Annotated in this window: 12 protein-coding genes, 1 tRNA gene and 1 pseudogene; 12 read left to right on the top strand and 2 right to left on the bottom strand. The window is 39.1% G+C overall.

Annotated features, from left to right (window positions below):
- Nucleotides 1–3 precede the first annotated feature (3 nt).
- On the top strand, nt 4–2,598 hold the full coding sequence (gene glnD / locus O1Q79_RS04800) for a bifunctional uridylyltransferase/uridylyl-removing protein GlnD (protein ID WP_386693233.1): 2,595 nt from the start codon (nt 4–6) through the stop codon (nt 2,596–2,598).
- A gap of 32 nt (nt 2,599–2,630) precedes the next feature.
- Here glnD and O1Q79_RS04795 read toward each other — a convergent pair whose 3' ends face one another.
- Together O1Q79_RS04795 and O1Q79_RS04790 are read right to left on the bottom strand one after the other, a co-directional pair.
- Complete coding sequence (locus O1Q79_RS04795) at nt 2,631–3,590, bottom strand: calcium/sodium antiporter (protein WP_386693232.1); 960 nt, start codon at nt 3,588–3,590, stop codon at nt 2,631–2,633.
- A 160-nt stretch (nt 3,591–3,750) separates the two neighbouring features.
- Nucleotides 3,751–3,826: transfer RNA gene (locus O1Q79_RS04790), tRNA-Asn, on the bottom strand.
- Between the two features lie 383 nt (nt 3,827–4,209).
- Between O1Q79_RS04790 and uvrB the strand changes: the two genes are divergently transcribed.
- The 11 genes and pseudogenes from uvrB to qseC all read left to right on the top strand — a co-directional run bounded on the left by uvrB (nt 4,210) and on the right by qseC (nt 16,806).
- A complete protein-coding gene (gene uvrB / locus O1Q79_RS04785) occupies nt 4,210–6,252 on the top strand; it encodes an excinuclease ABC subunit UvrB (protein WP_386693231.1) in 2,043 nt (680 codons plus the stop codon).
- Nucleotides 6,253–6,289: 37 nt separating this feature from the next.
- Nucleotides 6,290–6,480, top strand: a pseudogene (locus O1Q79_RS04780) (hypothetical protein); the annotation flags it as partial.
- A 59-nt stretch (nt 6,481–6,539) separates the two neighbouring features.
- On the top strand, nt 6,540–8,264 hold the full coding sequence (locus O1Q79_RS04775; RefSeq protein ID WP_386693229.1) for a protein-disulfide reductase DsbD: 1,725 nt from the start codon (nt 6,540–6,542) through the stop codon (nt 8,262–8,264).
- A 102-nt stretch (nt 8,265–8,366) separates the two neighbouring features.
- Complete coding sequence (locus O1Q79_RS04770) at nt 8,367–8,774, top strand: DoxX family protein (protein WP_386693228.1); 408 nt, start codon at nt 8,367–8,369, stop codon at nt 8,772–8,774.
- Nucleotides 8,775–8,906: 132 nt separating this feature from the next.
- On the top strand, nt 8,907–10,508 hold the full coding sequence (purH, locus tag O1Q79_RS04765) for a bifunctional phosphoribosylaminoimidazolecarboxamide formyltransferase/IMP cyclohydrolase (RefSeq protein ID WP_386693227.1): 1,602 nt from the start codon (nt 8,907–8,909) through the stop codon (nt 10,506–10,508).
- A 568-nt stretch (nt 10,509–11,076) separates the two neighbouring features.
- Nucleotides 11,077–12,366 (top strand): phosphoribosylamine--glycine ligase, encoded by a 1,290-nt coding sequence (purD, locus tag O1Q79_RS04760; RefSeq protein ID WP_386693226.1) that lies wholly within the window; start codon nt 11,077–11,079, stop codon nt 12,364–12,366.
- Nucleotides 12,367–12,477: 111 nt separating this feature from the next.
- Nucleotides 12,478–13,743, top strand: a complete 1,266-nt coding sequence (gene glyA / locus O1Q79_RS04755; protein WP_386693224.1) for a serine hydroxymethyltransferase — start codon at nt 12,478–12,480, stop codon at nt 13,741–13,743.
- 3 nt (nt 13,744–13,746) lie between these two features.
- Nucleotides 13,747–14,025 (top strand): DUF1294 domain-containing protein, encoded by a 279-nt coding sequence (locus O1Q79_RS04750; protein ID WP_386693222.1) that lies wholly within the window; start codon nt 13,747–13,749, stop codon nt 14,023–14,025.
- A gap of 115 nt (nt 14,026–14,140) precedes the next feature.
- Nucleotides 14,141–14,695, top strand: coding sequence for a YgiW/YdeI family stress tolerance OB fold protein (locus tag O1Q79_RS04745; protein ID WP_386693220.1), 555 nt, complete (start codon nt 14,141–14,143; stop codon nt 14,693–14,695).
- Nucleotides 14,696–14,774: 79 nt separating this feature from the next.
- Nucleotides 14,775–15,455 carry a response regulator gene (locus O1Q79_RS04740; RefSeq protein WP_386693219.1) on the top strand — a complete coding sequence of 227 codons (681 nt, stop codon included), beginning with the start codon at nt 14,775–14,777 and terminating at the stop codon, nt 15,453–15,455.
- Nucleotides 15,433–16,806: a quorum sensing histidine kinase QseC gene (qseC, locus tag O1Q79_RS04735; RefSeq protein WP_386693350.1), complete on the top strand. Its 1,374-nt coding sequence runs from the start codon at nt 15,433–15,435 to the stop codon at nt 16,804–16,806. The genes O1Q79_RS04740 and qseC overlap by 23 nt, the downstream gene beginning before the upstream one ends.
- The last annotated feature ends 124 nt before the right edge of the window (nt 16,807–16,930 follow it).

The raw sequence follows: 16,930 nt of genomic DNA, 5'->3' as shown, positions 1-16,930 counted from the left end.
GTTATGGTGGCAGAACCGATTCTAAAGCCTAAGTTTTTATTTGAACTTATTCCTGCTGAAATTAAAAAACAAAAAGAAGCGCTCAAACAACAAGAGTTAGCCGGTTTTGCACAAGCGGATATAAACTTACTCATTTCTCACCGCACTTTATTTTGTGATGAGCTACTTTGTCAACTTTGGCAACATTTCCAACTCGATCAAAGTGAATTAGCCTTGGTTGCGGTAGGGGGATATGGTCGGCAAGAAATGTTTCCGTTGTCGGATTTAGATTTCTTAATTTTAATGGAGCAACCAAATTCCCCACAACTAGAACAAAAGATTACGAATTTTATTCAGTTTCTGTGGGATTGCAGCTTTGATGTGGGAGCGAGTGTCCGTACTTTAGCAGAATGTGATAAAAATGGGCGATCGGATATTACGATTGCGACGAATTTATTGGAAAGCCGTTATCTATGCGGAAAACGAGAAACTTTTGAAAAATTAACCGCACTATTACAGCGAGCTGATTTTTGGCCAAGAGAAACGTTTTTTAATGCCAAATTAGCAGAAAAAAATCAACGTTATCAACGGTATAATAATACCAGTTACAATCTTGAACCGGATATTAAATATAGTCCGGGGGGATTGCGTGATCTGCATTTAATTTACTGGATTGCGTTACGCCATTCCAATGCCATGACCTTGCAAGAAATTCTGCAATCTGGTTTTATTTATCCTGAAGAATATGAAGCCTTAAAACTTAATCAACAATTTTTATTTAAAGTGCGATTTGCTTTGCATTTGGTTTTGAAGCGTTATGACAATCGTTTATTGTTTGATCGACAAATCAGAGTGGCAGAATTGTTAGGTTATCAGGGCAAGGGCAATGTTGGCGTGGAACAAATGATGAAACGCTTTTTCCAAGCCTTACAAAGTATTTCCAGTTTAAGTGATATTTTGGCAAAACATTATCGCGAACACTTTCTATTAGCCCAAACTGCGGTGCAAAATGCCAGTGTTTGGTTAGATACCAATTTTATTATACAAAATAATGCTATTTGTTTAGTCGATGAAAATTGTTTTATCCAACAGCCTGAAACGATTTTAGATTTGTTTTATCATCTCACCGCTCAACAGCAAGCAGAAATTCATTCATCTACCTTACGTCAATTACAAATTGCGTTAAGCCAGATTGGTCAACCTTTAAGCAAAATTCCCCTTGCTCGAGAAAAATTCTTATGTTTATTTTCCCAACCAAATGCTATTGCTCGTGCTATTGTGCCGATGCATAAATACGGCGTGTTAACCGCCTATATTCCGCCATGGCAAGGTATTGAAGGATTAATGCAATTTGATTTATTTCACGTGTACACCGTGGATGAACATACTATTCGAGTGTTGTTAACATTAGAAAGTTTCTTACAGATCGAAACTGAACCAGATTATCCTATTTGTCATCAGGTTTTTTCCACTATTTCTGACCGCACTTTATTGTATATCAGTGCGTTATTTCATGATATTGCTAAAGGTCGTGGTGGGGATCATGCTGATTTAGGGGCAGTGGATATGCGACAATTTGCGCAACAACATGGTTTTGATGGTCGGGAAGTTACCACGATGGCATGGTTAGTGAAACAACACTTATTGATGTCAACGGTCGCCCAACGACGAAATATTTACGATCCTGAAGTGGTTATGGCATTCGCAGCAGAAGTACAAAATAAAGTACGTTTGGATTTATTGTTGTGTTTAACGGTAGCAGATATTTGTGCGACTAATCAGACTTTGTGGAACAGTTGGAAGAGGACGTTGTTTACTAGCTTGTATCAATCCACTTTAAAACAATTTGAGTGGGGAATGGATCAGCTGTTAGATAATCAAAAAATCATTGAAGAGCATCGAGAACAGGCTCTGGCAATGGTGCAAAATCCAAATCTTGAGCAAATTAATACCTTGTGGCAACGTTGTTCAGATGATTATTTCTTACGTCATACAGCCAAAGAACTGGTTTGGCATATTGAGCTATTGGAAAATATCGCATCACAACCTTTGGTGAAAATTAGTAACCGTTTTTCTGATGGGGGGACGCCGGTGTTTGTTTATTGTCAGGATCAGATGAATTTATTTTATAAAGTAGTGGCAACTATTGGGGCAAAAAAACTTAGTATTCATAATGCGAAAATCAGTACTAGTATTGATGGCTATGCGATGGATACCTTTATTGTGACCGAACTCAATGGTGATTTGCTGAAATTTGATCGTCGTCGGGATTTGGAAAAAAGTTTAATTATGGCATTAAATTCTGATAAGTTGCCGACATTATCTGTTCCAATTAATCCTAAATTAATGCATTTTCAGGTCAAAACTGACGTACGTTTTTTAGAGATGAAAAAAGCCGAACATACTGAAATGGAACTGTTTGCCTTGGATAAAGCAGGCTTATTAGCAGAAGTGAGTCAAGTGTTTAGTGAGTTAAAATTGAATATTATAAATGCTAAAATTACTACGGTTGGGGCGAAAGCAGAAGACTTTTTTATGTTGACGAATGCGCAAGATAAGGCGTTGAATGACATGGAACGAAATCAGTTAGAACAGTGCTTACTAGCACGATTGGGATGAAAAACCCCCCTGTTTAACAGGGGAAGTAAGCACTAAATTGCGGTATAAAATAAATAACTATTATAGCCAATATAGCTCATCAATAATAACAACCCTTTAAACCGTCCGATATGTCCGTTTTTTTGCTTAAAGGAATAACCTAAAGCAAATAAAGCGACAGTCAGCACTGACATAACTAAAACATCACGCGAAAGCACCGCACTTTCCACTTGCATCGGGTGAATCACGCCGGCAATTCCCACCACCGCAAGGGTATTAAATAAATTTGATCCAATAATATTGCCTACCGCTAAATCCACTTCGCCTTTGCGAGCTGCAGCAATGGATGATGCCAATTCGGGTAAAGATGTACCAATTGCCACAATGGTCAAACCGATAATTAAATCGCTGACACCAAAGTAATGAGCCACTTCAACTGCTCCCCAGACTAATAATTGCGAGCTTGCCATCAGCAGAATTAAACCGATAACTAGCCATAAAAGTGCTTTGCTTAACGGCATATATTTTTGTTGTTGTAACTCTTCGGGTAACGTATGGTTTTTATGACGTAAACTTTGCCAAATTGTCCATGTCATATAGATGGCAAGCATGGTAATTAAAATACCTGCATCAAGGCGAGAAATTTGCATATCATAGAGCAGATAGGCTGAAATTACGGTAACCAAAAGCAAGATCGGAAGATCTTGTTTAAGTACTTGCGAATGTACTAAAACAGGCTTAACTAAGGCAGTAAAGCCTAGAATAAGGGCGATATTGGTAATGTTGGAACCATAGGCATTCCCTAAAGCAATACCGGGGCTACCATCAAGGGCGGATATTGCAGAAACGACCATTTCGGGGGCGGATGTACCAAATCCGATAATCACAATACCGATTAAAAGTGGGGACATACCAAAATGGCGTGCGGTAGCAGCTGCGCTATCGACAAAGTGATCTGCAGACCAAACTAATAAGAGTAATCCGACAATAATGGCTAAACAGGGTAAAAGCATATAAATTTTCAATAGCAAATAAAAGTCGGCATTATAGCGGATTAAATAAAAGAGAGATATAGGCAAGAAAAAATAAAAGCCCAAAAATTTTTGGGCTAAAACTTCTGGTTTAAAATGAACTTTTATCAAAGGAGATAAATAAAAGCTCACCAAAAGGAAATGGCTCCTCCTGCGGGACTCGAACCTGCGACATATGGATTAACAGTCCACCGTTCTACCGACTGAACTAAGGAGGAATAATTCTGAATTACTCAAGATTGGTGGCGAATGATAATAATCTCTGGCGAGATTGTCAAGTGCTAAGAGAAAGAAAATTTATTGTTTTTTCTATCCACAAAATCTGTGGATAACTCTGTGAGTTAATTTTATAAAAATGCTTTAAAGCTAGATAATATCTAGCTTGATAGCCTTTCCATTGATAATTGTTCGCAAAATAACATTAATATAAAAATCAATAAGTTAATTAAAATCTAGTAGAAAATAGAGAAATTTTTTAAGAAAATATTTCTTATTCAGCTTGACAAATATAACTCTGTGTAAAACTTGGATTTTTTCAACCTGATTTTGTTATAAAAATATGATAAAATGTACTGCACTTTACAAATGATCAGTAGCAATTATGGCGACAAAAATTAATAGTAAACCTTTTATTTTGCATTCCGAATTTCAACCATCCGGTGATCAACCTACTGCTATTGCAAAATTAACAGAAAATTTAAATGATGGTCTAGCGCATCAAACTTTGCTTGGTGTGACAGGTTCGGGAAAAACATTTACTATTGCGAATGTGATTGCTCAACTGAATCGCCCTGCCATGGTGCTTGCCCCAAATAAAACCTTAGCCGCACAGCTTTATGCTGAAATGAAAGCTTTTTTCCCCGAAAATGCGGTGGAATATTTCGTGTCTTATTATGACTATTACCAACCCGAAGCCTATGTGCCATCTAGCGATACCTTTATTGAAAAAGATGCATCGATTAATGATCAAATTGAACAAATGCGATTATCCGCTACCAAATCTTTTTTAGAGCGACGAGATACTATTGTGGTGGCATCGGTATCAGCGATTTACGGCTTGGGCGATCCGGATAGCTATTTAAAAATGATGTTGCACCTACAAACAGGCGCCATTATTGATCAACGCCAAATCTTGGCGAAATTAGCAGAATTGCAATATACGCGTAATGATCAAGCTTTTCAACGCGGTACCTTTAGAGTGCGAGGTGAAGTGATTGATATTTTCCCCGCAGAATCGGACGATCAAGCGGTTCGCATTGAACTCTTTGATGAGGAAATCGAACGTTTAAGCCTGTTTGATCCTCTCACCGGTACCAGCTTTGGTACGATACCACGCTTTACAGTGTATCCGAAAACCCATTATGTTACGCCGAGAGAACGGATTTTAGATGCGATAGAAAAAATTAAAGCGGAATTAGCACAACGCCGTGAACAGTTTATTAAAGAAAACAAATTATTAGAAGAACAGCGGATTAGCCAACGCACCCAATTTGATATTGAAATGATGAACGAACTGGGCTATTGTTCAGGCATTGAAAATTACTCCCGTTATTTATCCGGACGGAATGAGGGTGAACCGCCACCGACCTTATTTGATTATATGCCGTCCGATGCGTTATTAATTATTGATGAAAGCCACGTTACTGTGCCACAAATTGGTGGTATGTATCGTGGTGACCGTTCGCGCAAAGAAACGCTGGTAGAATATGGTTTCCGTTTGCCATCAGCATTGGATAATCGCCCCTTGCGGTTTGAAGAATTTGAACGATTAGCCCCACAAACCATTTATGTTTCTGCTACACCGGGTCCCTATGAATTAGAAAAATCAGGTACGGAGATTATTGATCAGGTGGTGCGACCGACAGGCTTATTGGATCCCGAAATTGAAATCCGTCCGGTTTCCATTCAGGTGGACGATTTATTATCGGAAGCACGTCAACGAGCAGAGTGCAATGAGCGGATATTAGTTACCACTTTAACCAAACGTATGGCAGAAGATCTTACTGATTATTTAGAAGAACACGGTGTGCGAGTACGTTATTTACATTCAGATATTGACACTGTAGAACGAGTAGAAATTATTCGAGATCTGCGTTTAGGTGAATTTGATGTATTGGTTGGGATTAACTTATTGCGTGAAGGCTTGGATATTCCCGAAGTGTCGTTGGTGGCAATTTTAGATGCTGACAAAGAAGGTTTTTTACGTTCTGAACGCTCATTAATCCAAACTATTGGACGAGCTGCCCGAAATCTGAAAGGAAAAGCCATTTTATATGCGGATCGTATCACCAATTCAATGGAAAAAGCCATCACAGAAACTAACCGCCGCCGTGAAAAACAAATCAAATATAACCAAGAACGAGGTATTATCCCGCAAGCGTTAAATAAAAAAGTAGGCGAATTATTAGATATTGGACAAGGGGCAATAAATAAAGCTAAAGGTAAAACCAAATCCAAAGCGAATCGTATTGAAGAACCTCAAGCCAGTTATCTAGCAAATGATTCAAAAGCCTTACAAAAAGAAATTAAAAAATTGGAACAACAAATGTATAAATTTGCACAAGATTTGGAATTTGAAAAAGCGGCAGCCGTCAGAGATCAATTACATCAGTTAAGAGAACGATTTATTACAGAACTCAACTAGAACAGATTTTAATCTAGCAATGATCGCTTATAAGTAAGGATCTAAAAGTTATTTTATTGACGACAAACAAGTGAAAGGTTATCTATCAATTAAGCCAAGCCGGGAATAAATATCAATGATTTAGGTTTATTAGATGAAACCAAGCAAATTACTTCACTATGGGTGGATTGGGTTTGTGGATCGGAGGTAAGACAAGGATTGCCGGCAAAATTGCGTAAAATTATTTAATTTTAATGGGGGATTATCTAGGTTAATATAAAGAAAATTTCTTGATATAACCAAAATCTATGAAAAAATATTTAACTTTTTTTATCCTATTATTGATCAGCATTTCAAGCCAAGGGAATTTATTTTCGAATAAAACCTCGTTCTTGCCTGCTGATCAAGCTTTTCAGTTTTCTGCACAAAACAAAAATAATCAACTGGTCTTACATTGGCTAATTGCAGACGACTATTATTTATATAAGAACGAAATTACGGCTACTATAGAAAATGGTAAACTAGGTGAGTTGCAATTTCCACAAGGGGAAGTACATCAAGATGAATTTTTTGGTGAAACAGAGATTTTTCGCCATGAGTTAAGAGTGATTTTGCCTGTGCTAGAAAGCCATGAACTCACTCAATTAACCGTGACTTATCAAGGATGCACGAAAGGATTATGCTATCCGCCAGAAGAAAAAATCATTGACTTGGCGAGTTTTCACTCTGATTTGGAAAAAAGTGCGGTTAAAAACACCGCAGTTTCCCAACATATCAGCGAACAGGATCAACTTGCAGATAGCTTGTTTAAATCCCAATATGCCATCTTGGGGTTCTTCCTATTAGGCTTAGGACTTGCTTTTACACCTTGCGTATTGCCGATGTTGCCGTTACTTTCGGCTATCGTAATTGGACAGCATGAACGCCCAACAATGTGGCGAGCCTTGGGGTTAAGCTTTATTTATGTGCAAGGCATGGCATTAACTTATACTTTGCTAGGGCTGATCGTAGTGGCTATTGGGTTACCGTTTCAACAAGCGTTGCAAAGTCCACCGGTATTAGTAGGTTTATCCGTATTATTTGTGTTATTGGCATTGTCAATGTTTGGTGTGTTTACCTTACAATTGCCGAGTGGGTTACAAACCAAAATTAGCCAAATCAGCCAAAAACAGCAGTCAGGGGCATATTTTGGTGTGTTTGTGATGGGCGCATTAGCTGGGCTAGTGGCTTCCCCTTGCACCACCGCACCGCTTTCGGGGGCATTGTTATATGTCGCACAAAGTGGTGATCTATTTATTGGTGCCATTACCTTGTATTTATTAGCCTTAGGTATGGGCGTGCCGTTGATTTTAGTGACGCTGTTTGGTAATCAAATTTTGCCTAAATCGGGAGATTGGTTAAATACAATCAAACAGCTATTTGGTTTTATTTTGTTGTTATTACCGGTGATTTTATTAGAACGTGTTTTTGTTCAATGGACCTTGGAATTATGGGCGGTGTGGTTGATTACGTTTACTTGTTGGATTGCGCATAAGCGGTATTGGCTTGGCGTGATAGTGGCGTTATTGATGTTTTTTGTTATACAACATTTTAATTTGTTGAGTTATTATGTCGTCAACGAACAAAGTGCGGTGCAAAAAAAGGCAAATTCTAAACCGCAGTTTATGCAAATTTCAACCCTGAGTGAATTAGAACAAACATTGAAGAATAATCCTAAATCGGTAGCAATGCTCGATCTTTATGCCGATTGGTGTGTCGCTTGTAAAGAATTTGAAAAATATACCTTTAGTGATGCAACGGTTATGCAGGATTTTGAGAAGATCTCATTATTACAAATAGATATGACCAAAAATAGTCCTGAAAATCAGAAACTCATGGAAAAGCTAAAGGTGTTGGGATTGCCGACGATTTTATTTTTTAATCAACAAGGGCAGGAAATTTCAGGATCAAGAGTGACAGGATTTATGCCCGCAGATAAATTTCATCAATGGTTGTTAAATTTAATTTTTAACAATAATGAAAAGGTTTTTTAACAAATCTTTTATTTATTAACTAAGAGAAATAGGTATAATACTTATACCGTATATTTTTATTCGGTTTATTTTGTTGATTTTATTATTAAAAAGGAAAGTATTATGGATTCATTAAATAAATATTCCCCTTATGCATTAGCGTTGTTACGTATTATGGCGGGTTACATGTTTTTATTACATGGCACCGCAAAATATTTTGAATTTCCCATGTCCATGACTGGCGGAAATGGTGCAGTACCCGTATTTTCTATGTACGGTATTGGTGGAATTTTAGAAATTACTGGTGGTATCTTATTGATTTTAGGTCTATTTACTCGCCAAGTAGCATTTTTATTGTCCGGTATGATGGCTGTCGCATATTTTCATGTGCATGCAATCCCAGCGGATAATTTATTTTTACCTTTGACTAATAAAGGCGAACTCGCTGCATTATATTGCTTTGCCTTTTTCTATATTTTCTTCCAAGGGGGCGGTGCTTTTGCGTTAGACAATAAACGCAATCAAAAATAACCACACTTTATGTAAAATAGAAAGCCTGTGTTCGGAGAGAATACAGGCTTTTTTTATTTATCCAGTATATAAACGCAACCGTTTGCGTTATAATGCAAGCCGATTTTTATTTATTCTCAAAGGAACATTTCAATGCAATCAAATCGTCCTATTCGTCAGGCGTTATTAAGCGTTTCTGATAAAAGCGGTATCGTAGAATTTGCACAGGGTCTAGTGCAACGTGGGGTGAAATTATTATCGACAGGTGGAACAGCTAAATTGTTAGCAGACAGCGGTTTAGCCGTAACCGAGGTGTCTGATTATACTGGCTTTCCCGAAATGATGGACGGGCGAGTGAAAACCTTACATCCGAAAGTGCATGGGGGCATTTTAGGTCGTCGTGGAAAAGATGATGGTATCATGCAACAGCATGGCATTGATCCTATTGATATGGTGGTGGTGAATCTTTATCCTTTTGCTCAAACGGTGGCTAAACCCGATTGCACCTTAGCCGATGCAGTAGAAAATATTGATATTGGTGGACCAACCATGGTGCGATCTGCGGCGAAAAACCATAAAGATGTGGCGATTGTGGTAAATAACCAAGATTTTAATACTATTCTTGCTGAAATGGATCAAAATCACAATAGTTTAACCTTTGAAACCCGTTTTGATTTAGCGATTAAAGCCTTTGAACATACCGCCCAATATGACAGTATGATTGCTAATTATTTCGGTAAATTAGTGAAGCCTTATTTTAAAGCGGACGAAGAAGATGAAAATGCCGTTTGTGGTCAATTTCCACGTACCTTAAATCTAAATTTCGTACGCAAACAAACGATGCGTTATGGTGAAAACAGCCATCAAAATGCCGCGTTTTATGTGGAACAAGATGTCAAAGAAGCCAGCGTTTCCACCGCCAGACAATTACAAGGCAAAGCCCTTTCTTATAACAATATTGCAGATACAGACGCTGCTCTTGAATGTGTTAAATCCTTTGCTGAACCTGCTTGTGTGATCGTAAAACACGCTAACCCTTGTGGTGTGGCATTGGGCGAGAATATTTTGCAAGCCTACGATCGTGCTTATCAAACGGATCCGACTTCTGCCTTTGGTGGAATTATTGCCTTTAATCGTGAGTTAGATGAACAAACTGCGAAAGCGATTGTAGAGCGTCAATTTGTGGAAGTGATTATTGCACCGAAAGTGTCACAAGGTGCGGTTGATGTGGTTAAGACGAAGAAAAACGTGCGTTTATTGGCATGTGGTGAATTTAGCCAAACGCAGCAACGTTTAGATTTTAAACGGGTGAACGGCGGTTTGTTGGTGCAAGACGCAGATTTAGGTATGGTGGGCATTGATGATTTGAGAGTTGTCAGCAAACGTAAACCGACAGAAAAAGAATTACAGGATTTATTGTTCTGCTGGAAAGTGGCGAAATTCGTCAAATCTAACGCCATTGTTTATGCCAAAGATAACCAAACTATCGGTATCGGTGCAGGGCAAATGAGCCGAGTTTATTCAGCTAAAATTGCAGGCATTAAAGCACAAGATGAGGGCTTGAACGTGGCGGGTTGCGTAATGGCATCTGATGCGTTCTTCCCGTTCCGTGATGGTATTGATGCAGCGGCAGAAGTGGGCATTGAATGTGTGATTCACCCTGGTGGTTCAATGCGGGATCAAGAGGTGATTGATGCGGCGGATGAACATGGGATGGTGATGGTGTTGACTAAGATGCGACATTTCCGTCATTAATTGGAAATCGGTTTCGCCCGATGGGCGACCATACTTTCTTTTGCTTGTGCAAAAGAAAGTAGGCAAAGAAAAGCACACCCCGACTTCACCGCTTTTCTTCGCTTATTTGGTATTTTCTTAACGCTAAATTTTGAACTCGCTTCGCTCAGACATGCAAAATATAGCTAAAAATACCAAAACGCTCAGGCGACTCAGACGGGGCCCCAAGTTTCGATCGAGCATGACAAAAGTGCGGTTAAAAAAATAGATATTTTTTAAGCTACGGAGTAGCGTTACCATGCTTAACCTAGTACGCCAGTGCTAGGTATTGGAAACCCATGGACCCCATGTTTGCCGCCTGAAAATGCTTTAATTTGTAGGAAAATGGCGTCTGTCTGAGCGAAGCGAGTTCAGCCATTTTCCGTTAAGCAAATTAAAACATTTTCAGGAAATAAGGCAAAGTTGGGGGGGGCTTTCTTTTTGCTTACTTTTGCTTTGCACAAGCAAAGAAAAAGTAAGTCGCCATCGGCGAAACCCGATTGTAAAAAAATAGATAAACATAATTAGTCATAAAAAAGGAAAACTATTAATGAACATTCTTATTATTGGAAATGGCGGTCGCGAACACGCCCTAGCTTGGAAAGCTGCCCAATCACCACTCACAACCAAAGTCTTTGTCGCCCCTGGAAACGCAGGTACAGCATGTGAAACTGCGGTACAAAATGTGGCGATTTCTGCTACTGATGTCCCTGCATTAGTCAAATTTGCTCAAGATAACCAAATCGGGTTAACTATCGTTGGTCCTGAAGCTCCGTTAGTCGTTGGTGTGGTGGATGCTTTTGAACAAGCAGGGTTAACCATTTTCGGACCACGTCAATCCGCCGCTCAGCTGGAAGGCTCAAAAGCCTTTACCAAAGATTTTTTAGCTCGTCATAATATCCCAACGGCGGAATATCAAAATTTCACGGAAATTGACCCTGCCCTTGCTTATATTCGTGCAAAAGGTGCGCCGATTGTGATTAAAGCAGATGGTTTAGCGGCTGGCAAAGGCGTGATTGTGGCAATGACGTTGACAGAAGCGGAAGATGCAGTACGCGATATGTTAGCGGGTAATGCCTTTGGTGAAGCGGGTAGCCGTGTGGTGGTGGAAGAATTTTTGGACGGTGAAGAAGCCAGTTTTATTGTCATGGTAGACGGTGAACACGTTGAACCCATGGCGACCAGTCAAGACCATAAACGTGTCGGTGAAAATGATCAAGGCTTGAATACTGGCGGAATGGGTGCGTATTCACCTGCGCCTGTGGTAACCAGCGAAATTCATCAGCGTGTTATGGAACAAATTATTTACCCAACTGTACGTGGCATGGCAGCGGAAAATAATGTGTATAAAGGCTTTTTATATGCGGGTCTAATGATTGATAAAAACGGTCAGCCAAAAGTGATCGAATTTAACTGCCGTTTTGGTGATCCTGAAACCCAACCGATTATGATGCGTTTGCAATCAGATTTAGTTGAGCTTTGTTTGAAAGCCTGTCAAGGCGAGTTAGATCAGGTGAAATCACAATGGGATCCGAAACCAGCCTTAGGCATTGTGTTGGCAGCAGAAGGCTACCCAGCAGATTATCGTAAGAATGATGAGATTCACGGTTTACCAACAGAAAGTAAAGCCGATGAAAAAGTGTTCTTGGCTGGTGTGGCAGAAAAAGACGGTAAACTTGTTACTAACGGCGGACGAGTGCTTTGTGTGACAGCCTTAGGTAATAGCGTGTTTGAAGCCCAACAAAAAGCCTTGCAATTAGCCGAACAAGTGAATTGGACGGGGCGTTTTTATCGCCGTGATATTGGCTATCGGGCGGTGGCGAGAGAGCAAACGAAATAAAGATGAAAATAATTCATTCAAAAGTGGAATAATTAACAATTAAATTTTAGTCAAAAACAGGGTAAACTATCATGAAATTTACCTACCAACTTTATTTAAAAGGACAAATCTATGTTTAGAAAATCTGTCACCATTGAAAATTACGATCCCATTTTATGGCAAGCCATTCAAGATGAAAACCGTCGTCAAGAAGAACATATTGAATTGATTGCATCAGAAAACTATGCCAGCCCATTAGTTATGGAAGCACAAGGCTCACAATTTACCAATAAATATGCGGAAGGTTATCCAGGAAAACGTTATTACGGTGGTTGTGAATATGCGGATATTGTTGAGCAATTAGCTATTGATCGTGCCAAACAATTATTTGGGGCGGATTATGTCAATGTGCAACCGCACTCAGGTTCACAAGCTAATGCAGCAGTATATATGGCGTTAATTAAACCAGGTGATACGATTTTAGGCATGGACTTAGCCCATGGTGGTCACTTAACCCATGGTGCGAAAGTGAGCTTTTCGGGCAAGATCTACAATTCCGTGTTATACGGTATCACCGCAGACGGTTTAATCGACTATGCAGATGTGCGTCAAAAAGCCCTTGAGTGCAAACCAAAAATGATCGTAGCCGGTTTCTCTGCTTATAGCCAAGTGGTGGACTGGGCAAAAATGCGTGAAATTGCGGACGAAGTGGGAGCTTATTTATTTGTCGATATGGCACACGTAGCAGGCTTAATTGCAGCTGGCGTTTATCCAAATCCATTACCACACGCACATGTTGTGACTACAACGACACACAAAACTTTAGGCGGTCCACGTGGTGGCTTGATTTTGTCTTCTTCTGGTGATGAAGAAATGTACAAAAAATTCCAATCTGCGGTATTCCCTGCGGGTCAAGGTGGTCCATTAGTGCATATCATTGCAGCAAAAGCCGTCTGTTTTAAAGAAGCACTTGAACCAGAATACAAAGTCTATCAACAAAATGTAGTGAAAAATGCCAAAGCCATGGTGGAAGTGTTTAAAGCTCGTGGTTATGATGTGGTATCTAACGGTACGGAAAACCATTTATTCCTTGTTAGTTTTGTAAAACAAGGTTTAACGGGTAAAGCAGCGGATGCCGCATTAGGTCGTGCGAATATCACGGTCAACAAAAACGCCGTGCCAAATGATCCACAAAAACCATTTGTTACATCTGGTATTCGTGTAGGTACACCATCAGTGACTCGCCGTGGTTTCAATGAGCAAGATGTTACCACATTAGCCGGCTGGATGTGTGATGTATTAGATGCGTTAGGCAAAGACAATGAGGAAGCCGTCATTGCAGAAACCAAAGCGAAAGTGTTGGAAATCTGTAAGCGTTTGCCGGTTTATGAAAAATAATTCATGCTTTATTTCTTTATAACCTATCTAGCGGTGGTGAATATCACCGCTTATTTTTTAATGCGAGAAGATAAAAAACGTGCCAAAAATAAACAATGGCGAATTGAAGAATTGGTATTCTTTACCCTTTGTTTTATTGGTGGGTTTATCGGTGTGCATTTAGGTATGCAACATTTTCAGCATAAGACGCAACATTGGCAATTTAAATTAGCGGTGTCATTAAGTGCGGTGCTTTTTTTGATTGTTTTACCCTTGTTGTTTTGGTTTCGGCTGGAAATTTAAATTATTTACCCCTTTCTTCATTTTTTCTTAATACTTATTTGCTTTAATCTTTTTCAACAAAGTGATGCTGTAGAGCCGTGCTTTGGATGATTAACCTTATTTTAGAAAGGAAATTATGATGAAAAAAAATGCAATGAAGAAAACGAGTTTAGCCACATTATTGGGTTTATCTATTTTAGCTGGGGCAAGTCTTGTACAAGCAGAAACCGCACCAGAATCACAAGAAACTTTAGATCCTGTAGTTGTTCAAGCAAAAGCAAGATCACCAGAGAATCGTGGGCAAGGTGCAGATCGTGGCAATAGAATGGCTGAAAATCGCCCTAATAATGAACGTCCAGAACCAAAGCACGGTGGATTTATGCCGACTAAAACCACACAAGTGGCAGATGCAGCAAAATGGCAAGATGATCAGCCAATTATCTTAATTGGTCATATTGTTAAACAAGTGGGTAAAAACGACTTCGTATTTAAAGATAGCTCAGGCGAATTGACCTTAGAGATTGATCGTAAAGCCATGCGTGGATTTATTAGTCCAGAAGATAAAGTCAAGATCGTGGCAGAAGTGGAAAAATCTTGGGGCAAAACCGAAGTGGAAGCCTTTGTGGTAGAAAAAGTGAGAGCAAGACCAGAAGGCAAGCCGTCAGGTAAGCCAGCCGATAAAGCGGAATAATTTTCTATAAAAAGCGACATTCAGGTCGCTTTTTTGTTATGCTAACAACAGAAATTAACAACAAACTGCGGTGTAATTTATGCGAATTTTAGTGATTGAAGATGATCCCTTAATCGGCAATGGGTTAAATATTGGCTTAACCAAATCGGGCTTTTTAGTGGATTGGTTTACTGACGGCAAAACAGGTTTTGAGGCGATTAAATCAGCGGATTATGATGCGGTCGTATTAGATTTGACCTTGCCCAAAATGGATGGTTTGGATATTTTGCAGCAATGGCGAGCGGATAATCAAGATGTACCCATTTTAATTTTAACTGCACGTGATACTTTAAATGAACGGGTTACTGGCTTACAACGTGGGGCGGATGATTATTTATGTAAACCCTTTGCCTTAGCTGAAGTGGTGGCACGTTTGCAAGCGTTAATTCGCCGTCGTTATGGACAAGCTAATCCGATTATGGAATATGGAGCAGTAAAGTTTGATCCGACCAATCACCAAGTCTTTTTAAATGAACAAGAAATTTCGTTGACTACGCGAGAATATAAGTTACTCGAGTTGTTTATGCTCAATCAAAAACGGGTACTCAGTCGCACCTTTATTGAAGAAAAATTATATAGTTGGGACGATGATGTGAGTAGTAATGCCCTTGAAGTACACATGTATAATTTACGTAGAAAATTAGGTAAACAATTTATTCGTACCGTACATGGTGTAGGTTACGCCTTAGGAAAAAATGATGAAATTACTACCAAAGAATAGTTTACGCCTACGTTTAATTTCCATTTTGTCTTTAACTGCTTTAATAATATGGGGCATATCTACTAGCATTGCGTGGTTTGAAGCTCGTAAGGAAGTGAATGAATTATTTGATGCTCAACAGATTTTATTGGCAAAGCGGTTGGCAACGTCTAATTTACACCAAATTTTAATTGAACGTCAAATGCGAGGGGGATTCCGACCTTATCATAAACGTAAAGCCCATTATGATGATGATGCCTTGGCATTTGCCGTGTTTACTCGTAACGGCGAATTACTATTGGGCGATGATGCAAAAGGGGAAAACTTTATTTTTGCCCCCGTGCGTGGATTTTCTGTGACCAATTTGGCTGGTGGTGATGATAAATGGCGAATTTTTTGGTTACCGTCAGAAGATCGTAGCTTAATTGTGGCGGTAGGACAGCAACTTAAATATCGTGGTAGCCTGATTAATGATATGGTGTTTAAGCAAATGTGGGTATGGATTGCTGGCTTGCCATTATTAATCGGATTGATGATTTTACTGATCGGGCGAGAATTAAAAAATATAAATCAGGTGGGACAGCAAATGCGACAACGTTCACCCGATGATCATCAACATTTTGATACTAAAAATTTACCTGATGAAATTTTGCCTTTAGTACAGGGATTAAATGGTTTTTTTGACCGCACTTCCACTATGTTAGTGCGTGAACGCCGTTTTACTTCAGATGCCGCACATGAATTACGCAGCCCTTTAGCTGGCTTACGGATTCAAACAGAAATTGCACAAATGGTGGGAGATGATGCTAAATTAAGAGATGAAGCCTTAAATAATCTCACTCAAGGCATTGATCGTGCTACACAGGTGATAGAACAATTATTAACCTTATCTCGTTTGGATAATCTACAACAATTAGATGAGCTAGAAATTATTGATTGGCAAAAATTAATCAGTTCAGTGATAAGCGAACTGTATTTTTCAGCTCAAAGAAAGCAAATCGAGTTACTTTTTGATGTTCACAGTATCCCAGTACAACAGCAAGGGCAAACATTATTATTGTCTTTAATGTTGCGAAATGTGTTGGATAATGCAATTAAATATTGTCCAGAAAATAGCCAAGTAAAAGTGCGGTTAGAAAAAACGGCAATTTATATTGAAGATAATGGTGGTGGTGTTAATCAAGCCGATTTAGATAAATTAGGTCAGCGTTTTTATCGCCCAGCAGGGCAAAATGAAAAGGGTAGCGGATTAGGTTTATCTATTGTAAAACGCATTGCAGAATTACACCATATCAAGGTGCAATTTGAAAATAGGCAAGATTTGGCTCACAAAAATGCTGGCTTGCGCATTATTTTTCAATTGACTCGATAACGCGTTTTTGCTCCATTTGAGCCTATTTTTTCTAGAAATGGAGTGACAACAAGGATATTTTTGTATATTAATTAATCTATTTATTGCGAAAAATGTGATCTTTATCACTTTTTATATAAAATGT

The sequence above is a fragment of the Lonepinella sp. MS14434 genome, from assembly GCF_042468235.1.
GTDB lineage: Bacteria > Pseudomonadota > Gammaproteobacteria > Enterobacterales > Pasteurellaceae > Lonepinella.
This window is presented reverse-complemented; position numbering and strand designations above follow the sequence as displayed.